This window comes from Phenylobacterium sp. LjRoot225 (genome assembly GCF_964252855.1).
Taxonomy (GTDB): domain Bacteria; phylum Pseudomonadota; class Alphaproteobacteria; order Caulobacterales; family Caulobacteraceae; genus Phenylobacterium.
This window is the reverse complement of the sequence record NZ_CAXUPL020000007.1, coordinates 86,896-103,310: the sequence shown is the minus strand read 5'-3', so window position 1 is coordinate 103,310 and position 16,415 is coordinate 86,896. Positions and strand designations below refer to the sequence as shown.

General features: G+C 65.0%; 18 protein-coding genes. 10 read left to right on the top strand and 8 right to left on the bottom strand.

Annotation, left to right across the window (positions count from 1 at the left end; translation table 11 throughout):
• The first annotated feature begins 21 nt into the window (after positions 1-21).
• The 7 genes from ACSQ2B_RS25790 to ACSQ2B_RS25760 all read left to right on the top strand — a co-directional run bounded on the left by ACSQ2B_RS25790 (position 22) and on the right by ACSQ2B_RS25760 (position 5,078).
• Positions 22-756, top strand: a complete 735-nt coding sequence (locus ACSQ2B_RS25790) for a TSUP family transporter (protein ID WP_436054273.1) — start codon at positions 22-24, stop codon at positions 754-756.
• A 10-nt stretch (positions 757-766) separates the two neighbouring features.
• Positions 767-1,681, top strand: a complete 915-nt coding sequence (locus ACSQ2B_RS25785; RefSeq protein ID WP_436054272.1) for an AEC family transporter — start codon at positions 767-769, stop codon at positions 1,679-1,681.
• Positions 1,681-2,427 carry a metallophosphoesterase family protein gene (locus tag ACSQ2B_RS25780; RefSeq protein WP_436054271.1) on the top strand — a complete coding sequence of 249 codons (747 nt, stop codon included), beginning with the start codon at positions 1,681-1,683 and terminating at the stop codon, positions 2,425-2,427. The genes ACSQ2B_RS25785 and ACSQ2B_RS25780 overlap by 1 nt, the downstream gene beginning before the upstream one ends.
• Before the next feature lie 81 nt (positions 2,428-2,508).
• Entirely contained in the window at positions 2,509-3,156 is a 648-nt protein-coding gene (locus ACSQ2B_RS25775) for a DUF47 domain-containing protein (protein WP_436054270.1), read from the top strand.
• Between the two features lie 11 nt (positions 3,157-3,167).
• Positions 3,168-4,184, top strand: a complete 1,017-nt coding sequence (locus ACSQ2B_RS25770; protein WP_436054269.1) for an anion permease — start codon at positions 3,168-3,170, stop codon at positions 4,182-4,184.
• Entirely contained in the window at positions 4,184-4,636 is a 453-nt protein-coding gene (locus ACSQ2B_RS25765; RefSeq protein ID WP_436054268.1) for an NUDIX hydrolase, read from the top strand. The genes ACSQ2B_RS25770 and ACSQ2B_RS25765 overlap by 1 nt, the downstream gene beginning before the upstream one ends.
• A 91-nt stretch (positions 4,637-4,727) precedes the next feature.
• On the top strand, positions 4,728-5,078 hold the full coding sequence (locus ACSQ2B_RS25760) for a PRC-barrel domain-containing protein (protein ID WP_436054267.1): 351 nt from the start codon (positions 4,728-4,730) through the stop codon (positions 5,076-5,078).
• A gap of 18 nt (positions 5,079-5,096) precedes the next feature.
• On the opposite strand, the gene ACSQ2B_RS25755 is transcribed toward ACSQ2B_RS25760, so the two are convergent.
• On the bottom strand, positions 5,097-5,837 hold the full coding sequence (locus ACSQ2B_RS25755) for an HAD hydrolase-like protein (RefSeq protein WP_436054266.1): 741 nt from the start codon (positions 5,835-5,837) through the stop codon (positions 5,097-5,099).
• Positions 5,838-5,982: 145 nt separating this feature from the next.
• Here ACSQ2B_RS25755 and ACSQ2B_RS25750 point away from each other — a divergent pair, with 145 nt between their 5' ends.
• The gene (locus tag ACSQ2B_RS25750) at positions 5,983-6,468 is read left to right on the top strand and encodes a hypothetical protein (RefSeq protein WP_436054265.1); all 486 of its coding nucleotides are present in this window, start codon (positions 5,983-5,985) and stop codon (positions 6,466-6,468) included.
• Positions 6,469-6,489: 21 nt separating this feature from the next.
• On the opposite strand, the gene ACSQ2B_RS25745 is transcribed toward ACSQ2B_RS25750, so the two are convergent.
• Together ACSQ2B_RS25745 and ACSQ2B_RS25740 are read right to left on the bottom strand one after the other, a co-directional pair.
• Positions 6,490-6,642, bottom strand: coding sequence for a DUF4113 domain-containing protein (locus ACSQ2B_RS25745; RefSeq protein WP_436054264.1), 153 nt, complete (start codon positions 6,640-6,642; stop codon positions 6,490-6,492).
• A 316-nt stretch (positions 6,643-6,958) separates the two neighbouring features.
• Positions 6,959-7,429 carry a hypothetical protein gene (locus ACSQ2B_RS25740; RefSeq protein WP_436054263.1) on the bottom strand — a complete coding sequence of 157 codons (471 nt, stop codon included), beginning with the start codon at positions 7,427-7,429 and terminating at the stop codon, positions 6,959-6,961.
• Positions 7,430-7,599: 170 nt separating this feature from the next.
• Between ACSQ2B_RS25740 and ACSQ2B_RS25735 the strand changes: the two genes are divergently transcribed.
• Positions 7,600-7,845, top strand: a complete 246-nt coding sequence (locus tag ACSQ2B_RS25735) for a hypothetical protein (protein ID WP_436054262.1) — start codon at positions 7,600-7,602, stop codon at positions 7,843-7,845.
• Between the two features lie 127 nt (positions 7,846-7,972).
• On the opposite strand, the gene ACSQ2B_RS25730 is transcribed toward ACSQ2B_RS25735, so the two are convergent.
• The gene (locus tag ACSQ2B_RS25730; protein WP_436054261.1) at positions 7,973-8,197 is read right to left on the bottom strand and encodes a hypothetical protein; all 225 of its coding nucleotides are present in this window, start codon (positions 8,195-8,197) and stop codon (positions 7,973-7,975) included.
• Positions 8,198-8,414: 217 nt separating this feature from the next.
• On the opposite strand from ACSQ2B_RS25730, the gene ACSQ2B_RS25725 reads away from it, so the two are divergent.
• Positions 8,415-8,924, top strand: coding sequence for a hypothetical protein (locus ACSQ2B_RS25725; protein ID WP_436054260.1), 510 nt, complete (start codon positions 8,415-8,417; stop codon positions 8,922-8,924).
• Positions 8,925-9,815: 891 nt separating this feature from the next.
• Here ACSQ2B_RS25725 and ACSQ2B_RS25720 read toward each other — a convergent pair.
• Genes ACSQ2B_RS25720 through ACSQ2B_RS25705 form a run of 4 tightly spaced genes read right to left on the bottom strand, consistent with a single transcriptional unit; the run spans position 9,816 to position 15,467 of the window.
• Positions 9,816-10,754, bottom strand: coding sequence for a DUF6065 family protein (locus ACSQ2B_RS25720; RefSeq protein ID WP_436054259.1), 939 nt, complete (start codon positions 10,752-10,754; stop codon positions 9,816-9,818).
• Positions 10,755-10,783: 29 nt separating this feature from the next.
• Positions 10,784-11,452, bottom strand: coding sequence for a L,D-transpeptidase (locus ACSQ2B_RS25715; RefSeq protein WP_436054258.1), 669 nt, complete (start codon positions 11,450-11,452; stop codon positions 10,784-10,786).
• A gap of 26 nt (positions 11,453-11,478) precedes the next feature.
• Complete coding sequence (locus tag ACSQ2B_RS25710) at positions 11,479-13,941, bottom strand: two-partner secretion domain-containing protein (RefSeq protein ID WP_436054257.1); 2,463 nt, start codon at positions 13,939-13,941, stop codon at positions 11,479-11,481.
• 38 nt (positions 13,942-13,979) lie between these two features.
• Positions 13,980-15,467 (bottom strand): ShlB/FhaC/HecB family hemolysin secretion/activation protein, encoded by a 1,488-nt coding sequence (locus tag ACSQ2B_RS25705; RefSeq protein WP_436054256.1) that lies wholly within the window; start codon positions 15,465-15,467, stop codon positions 13,980-13,982.
• Positions 15,468-16,415: the final 948 nt, after the last annotated feature.

Sequence of the window (16,415 nt, the reverse complement as noted above, 5' to 3'; positions counted from 1 at the left end):
CATCACGCGGAAAGATCTCCCATGCACGACGCCTTCCTGATCGGCGCGCTGATCGCCGCCTTCGCCGTTGTCCAATCCGTCTTTGGGATGGGGCTGCTCATCTTTGGCACCCCGACCCTGCTGCTTCTGGGCCTGGATTACGCAGAGACGCTCGGCTGGCTGTTACCGGCCTCGGTCACGATCTCGGCGATTCAGACGCGCGGATCCTCATCGCAGTTCGTGGAGATATGGCGCAAAGGGCGCCCCCTCCTGTGCCTGATCCCGCTTCTGCTCGCGCTTGCGCTGGTGCTGCGTCAGGGACTTCACGCCCGTCTTGACCTGGCGATTGGCCTTGCCCTCATCGGCGCGTCCGCGCTGCGCCTCAACCAGGCTCTGCAGGCTCGACTTCGGGCCTTCATCGGGCGTGCGGAACGACCCTATCTCGTCGCAATGGGCCTTCTGCACGGCTTCACCAACATGGGCGGCGCGCTGCTGTCGGTGTACGCCTCCGCTCAAGGAGAGGGAAAGGAGCGCACCCGAGGCGTCGTCTCGACCTACTACCTGTCCTTCGGTATGGTGCAGCTGACCGTACTCGCGCTGTTCTCGCTTCATGCGCTGGGTCTGCACAGCGTCCTTGCCGCGGCGATTGCGGCCATCGCTTACGCCGCCGCCGGACGGAAGGTCTTCAAAGGGGCCACTCCGCTCGTCTTCGAGCGCTCCCTGACGGGATTCATTGCGGCATACGGCGTCGCGGTGCTGATCAAGTCGGCTCTGTGAGCGCCAAGCGATGACCGCGATCCTCACAGCGCTAGCTCCGATTTTCGGGCTGATCTTGATCGGCTTCCTCATCCGCCAAAAGGGCCTGCTCGCCGACGAGTTCTGGGTTCCCTGCGAACGCCTGAACTACTTCCTCTTTTTTCCCTGCCTGATGTTCGGTCAGATTGCGACGGCGCGCTTCGACGGGTTCTCGCTCGGCGGAATTGCGACCAGCCTACTTGGCGGCGTCGCCGTTGGCGGGCTGCTGCTCTACGTCTCACGTGCGCTTCGACCACAGCCGGGACCGACCTTCTCGTCCGTCCTCCAAGGCGCCCTGCGGCCGAACACCTACGTGGGCGTCGCAGCAGCGACGACCCTCTTCGGCAAACCCGGCCTGACCGCGACGGCGATCGCAATTGCCGTCACGATCCCGGTTCTCAACGTCGCCTCGATTATCGTGCTCTCGATCTATGGCCATCACGGACGGCTTCAGATCGGAAAACTCGGCAAGACCATCGTGACCAACCCGGTGATCCTATCGGTGCTCCTTGGCGCCGCCGCGAATGGTCTGCACCTCGTGCCCCCGCCGGCTTTCGGGAGCCTACTGTCGATCCTTGGCGCCGCTTCGCTTCCGCTAGGGTTGCTGGCTGTGGGAGCGGGGCTTGAAATGCAGGCGTGGCGCTCGGTCCGGCGGCCCGTCTTTGAGTCCACGATAGTCAAGCTGGCGATCGCCCCCATTGCGACCTATGTGCTAGGCCGCGCTGTCGGGCTGCACGGTGTCGGTTTGAGCACGGCGGTGCTATTCAACGCGCTTCCGTGCACGCCATCGGCTTACATTATGGCTCGCCTCCTCGGTGGAGATCATCAGGTCTCCGCCAGCATCATCAGCGTTCAGACGGTGCTCGCGGCCGCCACCATTCCAATCGTGCTTATCTTCCTCGGCTGATGCTGCAGCTCGACCTCCATGACCGTTTCGCCGTGGTGTCGGACATTCACGGCAATCTCCCGGCGCTCGAGGCCGTGTGCCGGGAGCTGGCGCGGGAAGGGGTGGAGCAGGTGATCAACCTGGGCGACTCCTTCTCGGGTCCACTCTGGCCTGCCGAAACCGCAAGCTTCCTTCGTGATCGCGCATGGCCAACGCTCGCCGGAAATCACGAAGGCTATATCCTGTCAGGCGGCGGGAGCGCGTCGGACGCGTTCGCGGCGCGCGAACTCGGCCCGGAAGTCATTCAAGATATCGCCCGATTGCCAAAGTCACTTCGAGGCAGGACCCGGCGCGAGGCCTCGGTGCTCTTTTGCCATGGCGTGCCTGACGACGACTGCCGCCCTTGGCTGCACACCGGAAAGCCCGGCGATTATACGCCGGCCACGCGATCCGAGATAGCTCGCCACCTTACGCCGGACGCGCTGGCATTGTGCGGACACACGCACCTGCCGCGGGTGCACCGAACGCGAGATCAGCGTGTGGTCGCTAATCCTGGTAGCGTGGGTCTTCCCGCATGGCTTGAGCAGCGGGTTCGAGAGCCACCGCCACCTACCTTTCTCCTCGTTGAGCAACGCGCCAAGTTGCGAGTCACCGTGCGATCCGCGCCGTATCAGTATGAATATGCTGCGCAGCGTGCCGAGACTAACAGCCGCCCCGAGTGGGGGTTTCGGTTAAGAACGGGCGTGTTCACAGCACCGGCGCCGTAAGGCCGCGTTGCGCCGAACCGGGATTCGTTTCATTTCCCAAACTAGACATCGTGGCGCCGGCCTGCGGCGCAGGGGGACTGTATGCTGAGATGGTTTCAGGCGCTGATGCCGCGCGAGGAGGCGTTCTTCGATCTGTTCGAAGCGCATTCGAGAACCCTCTGCGCCGGCGCACGGGCTCTGCGCGACCTGTTGCAGTCGGGTGGCGACGAGGTGCCTACGCACTGCGCCGACATCTCGCGCCATGAGACAGACGCCGACGAGATCACCCGCGAAGTGCTGCTGGCGGTGCGGCGCACCTTCATCACTCCGTTCGACCGGGCTGACATCCGCGACCTGATCACCTCGATGGACGACGCCATCGACCAGATGCACAAGACGGCCAAGGCCATCACCCTGTTCGAGCAACGTAGCTTCGAACCCCACATGGCCACCCTGGGCGAGGTGATCGTCAAGACCGCCGACCTGACCGCGGAGGCTGTGCCGCTGCTTCGCGCGCTTCGCGCAAACGCCACGCGGCTCAACGCCATCACCGAAGAGGTGACCCGGCTCGAGGAAGATTCGGATCAGCTCTACGACAAGGGCATGGCGGCGCTTTACCACGGGCCCGCGCGCACCGACCCCATGGCCTTCATCGTGGGCTCGGAGATCTACGATCATTTGGAGAAAGTGGTCGACCGGTTCGAAGACGTGGCCAACCGGATCAGCGGCGTGCTGATCGAGCATCTGTAGGGCCCGCTGACGTGGATCTCGCCAGCTCGGGCGTCCTGCTCGTCTTTCTCATCGTCGTGGCTCTGGCCTTCGACTTCCTGAACGGCCTTCACGACGCCGCCAATTCGATCGCCACCATCGTCTCCACGCGGGTGCTGCCGGCGAAGTGGGCGGTGATCTGGGCGGCCTTCTTCAACTTTATCGCCTTCCTGTTCTTCGGCCTGCACGTGGCCACGACGGTCGGCAAAGGCATCATCCATCCCGACATCATCTCCGATGCGGTGATTTTCGGCGCGCTCGGCGGCGCGATCACTTGGAATGTGGTGACCTGGCTCGCGGGGATTCCGTCCTCCTCGTCGCACGCCCTGATCGGCGGCCTTCTGGGCGCTGGCATGGCCAAGGCGGGGCTAGATCCTGTCGTCTGGTCGGGCGTCCTGAAGACGGTGGCCGGCATCGTAGTCTCGCCATCGCTCGGCTTCGCCCTAGCGCTCCTGCTGGTGCTGATCGTCTCCTGGGCGTTCCGGCGGGCCACCCCAGCGATCGCCGACTCGACCTTCCGCAAGCTTCAGTTCGTCTCGGCCTCGCTCTATTCGCTCGGACACGGCGGCAACGACGCCCAGAAAACCATGGGCATCATCGCGGTCCTGCTGTTCGCCCATGGCAAGCTGGGCGGGGATTTCCACGTCCCGCTGTGGGTGGTGCTCAGCTGTCAGGCGGCGATGGCGCTTGGAACTCTCGCGGGCGGATGGCGTATCGTCCACACTATGGGCTCGAAGATCACCCGGCTCTCGCCTCAGCAGGGCTTCTGCGCTGAGACCGGCGGCGCGCTGACCCTGTTCCTGGCCACCCACGTCGGTGTGCCGGTCTCGACGACCCACACCATTACCGGCGCCATCATCGGCGTCGGCGCGGCCCGGCGGGTGTCGGCGGTGCGCTGGAACCTGGCCACGGGCATTGTCTGGGCCTGGGTCATCACCCTACCCATCTCCGCCGCCATGGGCGCGTTGTTCTACGGCTTGGCGCGCCTGGCACACCAGGCCGCGGGGTAATGGCCAAGAAGGGGCCAGTTCCCAGCCAGTCCGACCGGGCGCCTCGCTCCCAGGCGGCGGCCCTCCCGTGGCGGTGCACGGATGGGGGCGAGGTCAAGGTGCTGCTGATCACCTCCCGTCAGACGCGGCGCTGGGTCATCCCCAAGGGGTGGCCGATCAAGGGCCTCAAAATGCCGGAGACGGCTGCGCGCGAGGCCTTCGAGGAGGCTGGCGTCGAAGGAGAGGTGTCCAAGAAGAAACTCGGCATTTTCCATTACGAAAAGCGTCTGGGCAGCGGCCAGGTGCTCCTCCGTGTCGCGGTCTTTGCGCTGAAGGTCGAGGCTGAACTCGAGGTCTGGCCGGAGGCAGAGCAGCGGGAAAAGCTCTGGACGACCTGTACGGCAGCAGCCGAGCTGGTGCAGGAGACAGAACTTGCCGCGCTCTTGCGGGCCTTCTCGCCCGTCCCGAGCTGACGCTCACTTCGCGGCCAGGGAGCAGTTGCAGAGGGAGCGGGAACCGGTGGCGGCCCCAATTGTTTTGCCCTCTCAACTGGAGGTAGCCTCAATGAAGCGAATTATCGTGGCCGCCATCGCCGCAGCTTTCGCCGTCCCTTGTGTTGCCGTCGCGCAGTCAGCCGCGCTCGGCTTGACGCGCCACCAGCTCGAGGACGCTGATCTCGTTGACGCCCAAGGACGCGAGATTGGCGAAGTTGAGAAATTGGTGGTTGGGCCAAACGGAAATGTCACGGGCCTCATCGTCGAGATCGATCAGCGCGATCCTACGCCAGATCGCCGCGTCCAGATCCCGCTCACCGGCTTGAAGTCTGTTCCTGAGCGCGGCGATCCTGGCGACCACAACATCCAGACGCAGCGCTCAGTCGCGGAGTTGCTGGCGTTGCCAGCCTCGAGCGGCTGAAAATCAAAGTCTGTGAGCCTACTGGAGAAGCTCGCACGGTTCTCGAATGGTCAGTGCGGCGCCAGCAGCGGCGAGTTCCGCCTCGGTTCCGTAACCCCAAAGGACACCGACGGTTGGGATTCCGTGTCGCATGGCCGCGCGCACATCGTGCTCGCGGTCTCCCACCATACAAACCTGATCCGGAGACAGCGCCTCGCGCTCCAGCAGGTGTTCGATGAGGTCACCCTTGTCATCGAACCGACCATCTAGTTCCGGGCCGTAGACGCCGCTGAGCAGCGGTGAGAAGCCGAAGTGATCGACGACGCGCTGGGCGAACAGCTTGGGCTTGGCGGTGCACAGGATGAGCCTGGTTCCAGATTGCACCTTGCTTTCCAGCACCGCCAGTATTCTCGGGTAGGGCGCCGCATCGTACAGCCCGCTCGCCGAATATCGTTTTCGATAAAGTTGGAGCGCGGCTTCAGGGTCTCCGTGTTCGCCGAGCAGCTTCGAGAACGAGGCACGCAATGGCGGACCAATGACCCAACGGAGGTCCGCGTCATCCGGCACCGGCGCGCCAAGCTCCTCCAGCGCATATTGGCAGCTGCCAATGATCCCGGGCGCGGGGTCCACGAGCGTCCCGTCTAGATCCAGAAGTAGGGTCGAGCGCTTCCGTACAGCCATGTCGCGGCCTAGCACGACACAGACGCAATGTCCGGAATGCGCGCCTGGCATCCCGGCCGTCATGATCGCTAGCCGTTGGCCGGCGATGAGTTTCTGCACAGCCTGGGGGGTCTTCCCCCGCTTGAGGGGGTAGACGGAGACGCGGAACGCGGCTCCGGCTCAGGGGGAGGCTTCCCCCACCATGAACTCCAACGTGTTGCATAGGCACCACCCACGGCTAAGTTGCGCGGATTGGGGGACGGCGATGCAGACGAAAGAAGGCAAGGTTTCGGGCCTGGCGCAGTTCAGCGAGACGACAAACCAGAACAGCTTCCTTCATCTCGCGGGGTTGCTGGATGACCAGCCGTTCCGGCTAATGCCGAGCCAGACGCCCGTTATTCACCATGGTGACAGGCTGCGCGTCGTCGGCATCCTTGCGTCGGATGGCGTCTTCGACGGCTACGCGTTCACGAACCTGACGAACCGGACACGAGGCGGTAGCGAAGTTTTCTTTAACCTGCTCCTCGGCCTAATTTTCGCGGCTGTGGGTCTCGGCGCCGCCGTCGCGTTCATCATCGCCTGCCTCAAGGCGAGCTTCACGGCGCTTTTCTTCCTCATCTTCGTGCTGGGATTCGGCGGAGCGGGCCTCTGCTGTCTGCGCGAAGGGCTTCGAGCCAGACAGGCTAAAGCAGAACTGGATCGAACTTCCCTGGAGGCGGACCGCTACCCCGAACCGCGCGCTCGAAGCTAAGCCTCTCTGCAACAAGTGACACTACGCCTTGGCGATCGGCAGCTCGTCTACGCGCCAAAGATACAGCGGCGACCGCCACTCGGCTTTCTGAGCCGCAGCCTTCTTCACGCCGGCGGATGCGACTAAAACGGAGCCTTGCCCGACCTTCCGATTCAGCAGGTCCACCGCGCCCATCAGGCCGAGTTACCGCCCAATCCTCAGCGCGGGCGATAGGGACTCTGTACGGCCTAGCGCACATCGAAGCTCCGTGATTTCCGGAGCTGTCTCCAACTCGCCGATGATGTCCGCAAACGCTTCCTTGGATTGCTCCGTGTCGGGTGGCAGCAACGCGAACGCTTTCTCCCGCAAGCGCAATATCAGGCGTTCGGCAGCCTCAGCGCCCTCTCGCAAATCCCGATATGCGAGGAAGTTCAACGCGGTGTCGGTCACATCAAGGAACCTCCTTCCGTCCTTCGGACAGAGTCCGGTCGCGACACCGAGGTTCCCGCGCTCAGTGTGCGGGGCGAATCGGGCCGACCGAGTCGTTGCGCGCGGCATAGAACCTCTCCTCGCGCGTGAAATGAAAGGCGGCGGTCTCCAGGCTCTGCTTGGCGATATCCAAGGCGCAGTAGTCCTGCCCGAAGGGCCGGCACTGGAGCTGCAGCTTGCTCAGCAGGTGGACGTAAGGCGTGAGGGCCTTGAACGCGGCGATCGCTTCGGTGCGGTCGCTGAGACGGCTGTTGCCTTCCCGGTACGGAGGCCGGCTGGCCTCAAGCTCGTGATAGAAGTCGCGGCGGCGGGTGAAGTGATAGGCGGCGGTCTGGAGGCCATCGAGCGCGATGCCGACGGCCATGTAGTCCGGACCCAGCGGCCGGCACTCCGACTGCAACGCCAGCAGTTCGGCCGCATAGGGTGTCAGGCCTTCGAACGCGCGGACCGCGGCGTCCCGGGGCCCGAGCCCATAGTAGGTCCGTGCGACCATCTCAGGCCTCCCGCGGGTCGTTCGGGAAGACAGGCCTAGGGCGAAGTTGGGCGACGACGGCCAGCAGATCCGCCAAGCGAACCGTCACCGTGCCGTCCGAGCGGACCAGACCAAGGAGCGGCAGTAGGCGACTGGCCTCGGACTTCGGCCGGTTGTCGTTGCAGGGCTTCATGACGAGAACAGAAACAGAACAAAAGGCGCTTGGCGAGTCGTTTCCGACGCGGCATTGTCGCGCCATGGATCGATACATCACGCGCCCCGACCGAGGCGGCTTCACCGTCTTCGATGTCTGGACAGGCGAGATCGCTGTGATTGCGATGGCGCCCCAGCAAGGGTTGTCGATCGAAGACGCCGAGCATACGGCCGAACTCCTGAATCGACGGGTTCGTCAGGGCGATCGCAAGGTGCTTCAGTAGGACGCGAAACGCCCCCGGCCTGAACCGGAGGCGTGTTGTACGGAGCAAAAGGATCCCTACGGGCGGGTTCAACCCGACGGCGCACCGACGGGCCATGAAGACCTCCGCCCCGCCGCCATGATTTTCCCTATCGGTTGATCGACAACGGGCAGAGCTGAACTGCGCCAATCGTGATCGCAGCGGCGGAGCCTGCACAGTCGTAGAAGCAGATCTTGTTCATGCCGCTGACCTGTTCGCCGGTCTTCGTGCACATCATCGCCACGCGGATGGGTTTCTCAGCTGGCGGGGCCTTCTGTGGCGTCGCGGCGCCGAATGTGAGCGCTGCGAGGCTCGCGGCCAGAACCAATCTCATCGTGCCCTCCCTCGCGCCTGAGTGGCGCGCCGAGCGATGCTAAACCGATGCCCGGCCGAGAGAGAAGAGACCTCCGGGAGCGCCACACCGCCCGCCTTCGGCTTGGCGCCGAGGGCGAACCGACTGCGCCTCGGCGGAACCGCAGGCGACCACGCGCGCTCTTGATCCGGCCACGGTCTAGCTACAGTGTGCCGGCGCAACCAGGGATCGCAACTTCGTGCGCCGCAACTACGTCGATGAACTTCGCGCAAAACTCCAACGCTGTGCGCGTCGCGTGCTGGCGGCTCGAAACGCAGCGCGGAGGCCGGATTCTTACACCTGGTTTGATTGGGGCCTCACATGCTGGGGTGCAGCCATCTTCGGGTACGTGTCGCGCATGTCGGCGGCGGCTCTCATCGACATCAAGCAAGGCCCGGATCTAGCCTTCCTGACGGCATTTGCATCGAGCGCCCTGGCCTTCGCGTGGCCACTTCGCCATCGCTCGAGCGCACCCTTCACAGCTGCGGCCAACGTCGCGCGCAAACTTCTGAAAGCTGCCGCTTTGTGCTTCGTCGCGGGCGCAGCCGCCGTGGCGCTGCTGCTGGCGCCGGGTCATCTCAGCGCCGCGGGCGGGATCGCTTTCAACGTACTGAGCACGGCCCTCAACCTGTCAGCTCAGATTGTCCTGTTCGCGCTGGTCATACCGTGCTGGCTAAACGCACTCCGGAAGGTGGCTGGACCCGCCTGAACATGGGCGAAGGCCTTCGCAATTGCGGACGACCCGGCGCCAGTGCATTGTTGGGACACAGACAACGGTAGGGCTTGCGAGGGATTGGGCGGCCGGCAATCTCAGCGGCATGCACCCGGCAGCGTCGAGCACGAGGGCGTCCTACTAGACGTAGTCACCCAGGTTGGTCCCATCTGAGTGGTGAGAGCTGCGGGATCCGCCCCTCATCCATCGTCACCGCGCTTTGCGAGCCACGCCCTATCTGTAACGGCGCGCAATGATGATCGCTTCGACGCGCAATCATGGCCCATTTCCAACGCACGTTAGCTGAGACCGTAGTGCGCGGCGGGCGCACGCTCCTTGAGACTGAACGCACGCTCCATGAGACGGACGCGCAATCATACTGGTTCGCCGCACGATATTTGAGACGGATCAGGTCGGCAGGCCGGCGGCGCGCATTTCGTCCATCAGCTCCCGGGCTCGACCCGGATCGAGCTCGCCTCGGAGGAGCTGACGGATCTCGGCCGGCTTGGCGTCGAACTGCTCGGCCAGCCTGCTGATGTCATAGCCGTTGCGCGTCAGCGGGGGTTCGAGATCGTCTATCTGACGCGAGAGGACGGCTTCGACGATGTTGACGTCGATCGGCTTGGCTCCGATTTCAAACCCGGCATCGAAGGCGCGGTGAGCGTCCCTACCGCGATCACTGCCCGCTAACTCTGCAAAGCCGCCGCGCTGGCGCTGCCGGGATGATCACAGGCGGAGGACCTGGCGATCGCCCCTGCAGCCCGCGGCGTCTGTCCTGGCCGCCCTCCATGAGATCCGCGACGCCCTTGGTCGCGTGACAGATTGCGTTCACTCGACTGGGGTCGGTCCTGGCGAGGTCGTTGAGCCTCGCGGTCTCGGCACGTGGGCCTAGCTCGGACGAGTGCGAAGCGCGTCGATTGCCGCCACGGCGGAGATCAGACTCTCTCTTAGCTCCTCGAGGACGGCGGTCTGGATCTCCCCCGCTCCGGTCAGCGCGGGCAGATTGGCGGGACGCGGCTCCTCGGCTGAGGCTGGGATGTGCGCGATCGGACAGCCTGTCATGCCCGGAAGCCCCGCGCTCGTGCCCAAGGCGTAGGACGTGAAGGATTTGGTGTGCAGTTTGGTGCAATGGTCGTCGATATAGCTTCGGCCGGCGGAATCCACGCCGCGGTAGTAGTGCTTCTGCCACTTGTCGGCAGGCTTCTGCGGCGGGTTTCGCGCCATTTCGTGGTGGAAGGCCTCGCGAGAGCGGCTCCAGTCGTAGAACGACGCCTGCAGGTCTGGCTCGGACTCCAGCGGCGCGAAACGCGGTTGGAAGGATTCCAGAGCGGCGCGCTCCACCGGAAACAGGAAGGCGATCGCCTCGTTCGCCTCGAAGCGCACCCGGTGATGTGGTCGTGTGAAGCGCCAGTTCATGGTGAAGGTGAACGGTGACCAGTCGGTCTCAATCACGCCTGACAGGGCGCCTATCCCGTCCTTCGGCTGGTTCGGGGGCCCGCCCACCCAGAGATTCCAGCCCGGAGGCGTACGAAACAGGCCCGCGATATGGAAGCTGAGCACTCCCTGGCCGAATATCGAGGCAGGAGCCGTGACCGCGTCCGCATCGCCCTCAACCTGGATGTTCACGGCGTCGGTCCCCGCGCCTCCATCCCACCAGGCTTCCACCGCGACGGGGGTGGCGACCTCCCAACCGTGGGCGTTGGCGATGCTGAGCGGCAGGCAGCGATACGCGAAAGATTCCGGCGTGTCGTCCATCCAGCCCCGTCTGGCGCTGGCCGGACGGATGAGCGGGCGCCAGCCTGGATGCAGATAGCAGATGAGCTCCATCCTACTCCGCTCCGTGTTCTGGCGCGCCGTCAGGGCGCCGGCTCCTCGGCATGGGCCAGGAAAACATCGTGGATCGAGCGGACCTCCGGCAGGACGTAGACAATCCCGTTTGTCCCGGTGAAGGACGGCCGTATGACCGCATCATAGAAGGAGGCCGGCACATTTATGCAGCCGTAGGATATCCGGTTGTCCAGCGGCGAGGCGGTCGCCAGGCGCTGCAAGCGACGCTCCCTCGGGTTGCTGGTGACGACCCGATGCAAGGAGATCGCTGCGCCATAGTCGATCCACACAAGGTCCTTTTTGCCAAGCCCAACGCCTAGCGCCGATACGAACCGACCGGCGGGCGTGGTGCGCTCTTCGGGACGTATGGACGACAGCTTGCGCTCGCCGATTCCGGGAACCGTGTTGTCGCCGCGAGCCAGGCCAAGCAGCACGGGCGCGGCCCCACGAAGACGGCCATCGCGGTAGAAGACGAAGACCTCGGCCTTCAACTTGTCGACGATGACGAACGGCAGGCCTTTGTTGTCGCCAGTGACGATCACCCAGTCGGCGACTTGGCGTGCGTCCTTTGACGCGCGGTCAGGCCGAAGGTCAGCCTGATTTTCGGTCGCCGCGGCCGTCGTCGGAATTAGGCCGGCCGACAGCACGGCCAGACAAGTAGCCAAGCCTGTAACTGCCGTCCTCACGCGCTGGCGCATGCCAATCGCTCCACACTGGTCCGGGCTCAGTTACGGTCCTGCTTCGGCGGGTGGATCGGCGCCACATAGGGCAAGGACGCCGGCCTTTGCGCCATGACCATCGGGGTCGGTTGGCTCCGCTGCGTCTCCACCACCTGGTAGACCGGCATTCTCACCCCGCCCTCGAGAATGGCGAATTTCAGCCCGACCACCAGCGGCGCAATTTGCGGGCTCGGAGGTGTCACCACGGGAGCCGTCTCGGTGGGCGTTGGCGTTGGCGTGGGTGTTGGGGGCGGAGTTGGCGTCGGCGTCGGGGTTGGTGTCGGCGTCGGCGTCGGCGTGGGCGTCGGGGTCGGGGTCGGCGTGGGGGGCGGAGTCGGAGTTGGCGTGGGCGTCGGGGTTGGTGTCGGCGTGGGGGTGGGGGTCGGAGTGGGCGTTGGTGTCGGGGTCGGGGTCGGCGTTGGTGTCGGGGTCGGGGTCGGCGTGGGTGTAGGAGTGGGCGTCGGTGTGGGCGCGCTGATCGTCCCGGCGGTCCTGTACGTCGTCGGGAGGCAGCAGCTAACCGCGAGGGCATATTGGGCCGCATCCGGGCCCCCCAGCGTATAGCCGCTATAGGTGATCCCGATGTTCGATCCTGTCGTCGCCTGATCGAAGGTCGCACTGCTGCCGCCGCCGGCGATCAGGGTCACCCCGGTGGGCAGGCCGCTGGCTACCGTGCTGTTGAAGCCGGCGAGGGACGTCGCGGTGGACCCGTCGGCGACCTTGTCACCGGTCGGGAACACCAGCATCTGCTGGGTGAGCGTGGCGTCGACCAGGGTGAAGTCGGGCAGATAGTCGGTTGGCGCCGCGTACGAGGGCGGATTGTATTGGATGGTCACGGGTGCGTTAGGCCCGGTGACGGTGACCGGTGAAGTTCCGAAGGTCAGCGTGCCGCCGGCGACGCCGGGTCCGGAGCCGTCATAGCCGGCCACAAGCAACATGCCGGTGGTAAGGCCGAGGCTTTGCGCCGCCAGGCTAGCGCCTCGGGTCTGGGTCATGGCGCCCAGCAGATTGAGGTCGTTTCCGGCGCAGATGGTGACGTTGCCGTCGGTCGTGGTCATGGCCGCGGCCGCATCCAGCGTCACATTGCGTCCGGCGCTCACCAGAATGCTGCCGTTGGTGGTGGTCACGGTCGCGTTCAAGTTGGCGTCGCGCCCACAGCAGACGACGAGGTTGCCATTAACCGCCGTGACGGCCGCGTTCACGTTCACGTCCCGCTCGGCGTTCAGGGTGAGGGTCGTCGTGCTTGAGGACGCCGTCCAGCTGACCGGTTCGTTCACGTTGATGTCGCCGTCGCCAGGGCTGGCCGTATGAAGATTGCTCTCGGGCGGCGTTCCCGCGACCACGGTGTCGAGCCCGGTCGCCGTACTGATGATGACGCTGTTGGTGACCAGCAGGAGCGAGAGGTCCGCTCCGGAGATGTTGCCGCCGGCCTCGATGGTGAAGTCGAAGGGATCGATCAGCCATGTGCCGGTGAGCCCCATCGGGGCCGTGGTGGTGATCTTCGCCCCAGGCGCGACGTTCACGGTCGCGGCTGAAGTTTCGATGAAGCCGCCGTTCCCGCCGGAGGGCGCGCTCGCGTCCAGCACGCCGCCCACGTTCACCGTACCGCTTCGCATATCGCCCATCAACATGATGGTCCCATTGCGGTTCTCGATGCTGCGGGCCTCTATCAGGCCGGTGTTGTTCACCGCCGTGCGCAGCAGATCGCCCGCTGAGCGCGCAGTCATCAGCACCCGACCGCCGTCGGCGCGGATCAGCCCGCCATTCTCCGCCAGGGCGTTCAGGGCGCCTTCGCTCACCGTCACGTTCAGCAGGCCGTCACCCGCCACGTCCAGGGTCATGGCGTTTCCCGCCGCCAGCGACACCGCGCCGAGCCGGGCCGAGATCACGCCCTGATTGCTGACATGGGCGCCCAGAAGCGCGACCGAGCCCCCGTCCGCGACGATGGAGCCCTGGTTGACGATCGAGCCGGCGCCAGCCCCGGAGAACCGGTACTGGCCGGACATGAAGTCAGCGTCTTTGATCGCCAGTGTCGAGGCCACAAGGCCGCCGACATTCACCTGCGCGCCGGATCCGAATAGCATGCCGTTGGGATTGACCAGGAACACCTGGCCGTTGGCCGAAAGCCGGCCGAGGATGGTGGAGGGATCGGAGCCCAGCACGCGATTCAGCGCCACAGAGTTCGAGCTCGGCTGGACGAACTGCACCGCCTCGCCCTGTCCGATGCTGAAGCCCTGCCAGTTGATCGCCGCGTTCTGGGTCGACTGATTGATCGTCAGGCTGCCGGGTGCAGCCGAGATTGTGGCGTCTCCCGCAGCCACCACGCCTGCCGTCGGGAGCGCGTAGGCGCTCGACGCCATCACCGCCGCCAGCGAGCCCGCCAGGGCGGACGAGGCCCAGAGCCAGGCCCGCAGGCCGACGGCCACGCGCCTGCGGGCGGAACCAGTTGAGCGGAAGGTGGCGTCCATAGGGGCGATCCTTTGGCCAGCGGGGCGTGCTGACGCGGTCATCCGAAGAATTTCGAGATCTGGACCCAGATCCGGCCGGATCGGTCCGGCGCGGAGGTGGCGCGCTCATCGCCCAGCTTGAAGGCGTAGGAGACCTTGACCAGGAGGTTGTGGCGGTCCGCCCAGGTCAGGCCCAGCCCGGCGCCGCTCAGGTTCCGGTGGTTGTCGCCCGCGATCCAAGGCGACTTGTTCAGGGTCACGGAGCCGTGGTCGATGAAGGCGATCGCGCTGAGCTGGCCGCGCGACCGCGCCGAGAGGCCGGCAAGGCGCCACCGGGCCTCCGCGCTCAGGAGGTAGCCCTGGTCGCCATAGGCCTCGCCTTCGGGGTAGGCCCGCACGCCGTAGGCGCCGCCCAGCTCCATCTTCTCCGAGGAGTCGAGGTTCTTCGACGCCAGCTGGCCGCGGGCCTGGCCATAGAGCGACAGCGGTCCGCCCAGCTCCTGTAGCCGTGCGACCTCGAATGAGACCTTCCGGTAGGAGCCGTGGGTTCGCGCGGTCAGCGCGTCGGCGGCCCGCACCACGGGGGTTTTGATGTTGAGGTCACCGAAACCTCCGTAGATCGAATAGGAGGTCCAGCCGCCGCCCCACAGCCGGTCGTGGTGATCGCCCGCCAGTCCGACGGTCATCACCTGGGCCGTTTTGCTGGTCACCGAGCCGGTGGCTCGGACCCTGTCCTTGAAGGTCTTGGCGGCGAAATCGCCCAGGAGATAGAGGTTGTTGTCATAGGAGCGGATCAGCGGATAGCTTGCATAGAGGCTGGCGATCCCCAGCGTCCCGCGCGCATCGAGCGGCGCGAACTCTTTACCGAGCTCATACCAGAGATGCGCGTAGGCCACGCCGACCGTGGCGTTTTGGATCCGCGCCTGATAGGCGCCGCGCAAATAGTTCAGCCCCTCGCCAGCCGACAGGAAGCGCAGGCTCGCCACGTCGCCATGCCCGGTCGGCTCGTTGAAATTCAGAGTGCCGCCGCCACGGTAGGCGCCGGTGTAGCGGTTGCCGGCATTGTCGGCTTCCAGACTGCCGGTCACCCGCCGTCCAGGTGTGAGATCGACCGACAGGTCGGACGTTCCCACCGCCTCGCCGGGGGAGAGGGTGGACCTCACCCTGAGACCAGGCAGGTCGGACAGCAGCAGCAGCCGTCGCTCGAGCGGCGCCGTGGTCACCAGGTCGCCGCTGTCCAGGCCGCCCAGCACGCTCCAAGCTAGGCGGTCGGAGACATTCGTCTGGTTGTTGAGCGCGACCTTGCCGTAATGGCCCTCGACGACGGCGATCGTCACGACGCCGTTTTCGATGTTCTGGGCGGGCAGATAGGCCTGGGCGACGAAATAGCCGTGGCGGTTGTAGAAATCCGATATCCGGGTCGCCATGGCCCGCAGGCCGGCTAGGTCAAGCTCGGTTCCCGGCCGGAATTGCGCCGCCGCGATCAACTCCGCCTCGGTAAAGCGGGTCTCGCCTGTCACATGCAGCGACTGGACGAGGATCCGCATGTCTGAAGGTCCCGGCGCTGTCGGGGTCTGGCCGCGCTGGACACGAATGTCCGGGATGGGCTTCGGCGCCGTTGGAGCCGGTGGAATCTGCTGGATCTGAGCTCCAGCGTCGATCGACGGCTGTGCGAACGCACTTTGGCCAGCCGCCAGCAAGGCGGCCGTCAGCAGAGACACTTTTATCATGGAGCCGCCCATCGGGACGTGAGTGCGTCGAAAGACGCATGCCCATCCAACACGCGTAAAACGTGCAACACAACCCAGACGTTCCGCCTACCTGGAATATTTTCTCGTTGTCGTTTTCGAAACGCGGCAAGTCACATCGAAATAAGTTTCGCGAAACAATCTTTTCGCCGAGCAAACTTCGCTCGAATGTATCTTACAGATAGCCGCCAACTTTCTCTGATGCGCGTGGTATCCGGTACAAGTTTACATAAATTCTGAGGCGAATTGCACGTCGAGCGCGCCGAATCGATCGCCTGCTGCAGAGTGCTTCGGTGGCCATTGCGCGTCGGCATGTCGGCTATCCCGACGGTGGAGACGGGATCGTGATGGTCGGCTGGGGTGGCGTACTGCCGCGAGCTTCGAGCCAGATAGCGACCGCTGCGTTCGTGCTTTGTCCGCCAATGCGACAAGGAGCATGCTGAACACCTATTTTTCGCACCGCATGTCCGACTCACGACCGACCGAGTCTGCACTCGCATGGCCTCCGCCTCCGACGGATGTTGTCGTTTGAGGCGATCCGCCCCGAACAGCGCAGGCCGTGTTCAGTTGGCGCCACGTGCGGACCGGCGGCCATGATCGGCTCGTGTGGAGATCATGCAAACGCTTCTCGGCGAGAGCGTCGACCGTGAGCCGGTCTGAAGCCGGAGTCGGTAAGGCGCGGGTGGAGACAAAGCGCTGAGGGGCAACCCTAGTGGCAGCGAGGCCGTCGTGCGGTGGCCATGGCGC

Excerpts from the sequence above, each read along its gene's own strand:
- ACSQ2B_RS25745 (WP_436054264.1), bottom strand. The coding sequence starts at position 6,642 with ATGGGCGCGGTGGACCTGCTGAATCGGAAGGTCGGGCAAGGCTCCGTT.
- ACSQ2B_RS25740 (WP_436054263.1), bottom strand. The coding sequence starts at position 7,429 with ATGGTCGCACGGACCTACTATGGGCTCGGGCCCCGGGACGCCGCGGTC.
- ACSQ2B_RS25775 (WP_436054270.1), top strand. The coding sequence starts at position 2,509 with ATGCTGAGATGGTTTCAGGCGCTGATGCCGCGCGAGGAGGCGTTCTTC.
- ACSQ2B_RS25765 (WP_436054268.1), top strand. The coding sequence starts at position 4,184 with ATGGCCAAGAAGGGGCCAGTTCCCAGCCAGTCCGACCGGGCGCCTCGC.
- ACSQ2B_RS25760 (WP_436054267.1), top strand. The coding sequence starts at position 4,728 with ATGAAGCGAATTATCGTGGCCGCCATCGCCGCAGCTTTCGCCGTCCCT.
- ACSQ2B_RS25730 (WP_436054261.1), bottom strand. The coding sequence starts at position 8,197 with ATGAGATTGGTTCTGGCCGCGAGCCTCGCAGCGCTCACATTCGGCGCC.
- ACSQ2B_RS25785 (WP_436054272.1), top strand. The coding sequence starts at position 767 with ATGACCGCGATCCTCACAGCGCTAGCTCCGATTTTCGGGCTGATCTTG.
- ACSQ2B_RS25750 (WP_436054265.1), top strand. The coding sequence starts at position 5,983 with ATGCAGACGAAAGAAGGCAAGGTTTCGGGCCTGGCGCAGTTCAGCGAG.
- ACSQ2B_RS25710 (WP_436054257.1), bottom strand. The coding sequence starts at position 13,941 with ATGGACGCCACCTTCCGCTCAACTGGTTCCGCCCGCAGGCGCGTGGCC.
- ACSQ2B_RS25705 (WP_436054256.1), bottom strand. The coding sequence starts at position 15,467 with ATGCGGATCCTCGTCCAGTCGCTGCATGTGACAGGCGAGACCCGCTTT.
- ACSQ2B_RS25790 (WP_436054273.1), top strand. The coding sequence starts at position 22 with ATGCACGACGCCTTCCTGATCGGCGCGCTGATCGCCGCCTTCGCCGTT.
- ACSQ2B_RS25735 (WP_436054262.1), top strand. The coding sequence starts at position 7,600 with ATGACGAGAACAGAAACAGAACAAAAGGCGCTTGGCGAGTCGTTTCCG.
- ACSQ2B_RS25715 (WP_436054258.1), bottom strand. The coding sequence starts at position 11,452 with ATGCGCCAGCGCGTGAGGACGGCAGTTACAGGCTTGGCTACTTGTCTG.
- ACSQ2B_RS25780 (WP_436054271.1), top strand. The coding sequence starts at position 1,681 with ATGCTGCAGCTCGACCTCCATGACCGTTTCGCCGTGGTGTCGGACATT.
- ACSQ2B_RS25720 (WP_436054259.1), bottom strand. The coding sequence starts at position 10,754 with ATGGAGCTCATCTGCTATCTGCATCCAGGCTGGCGCCCGCTCATCCGT.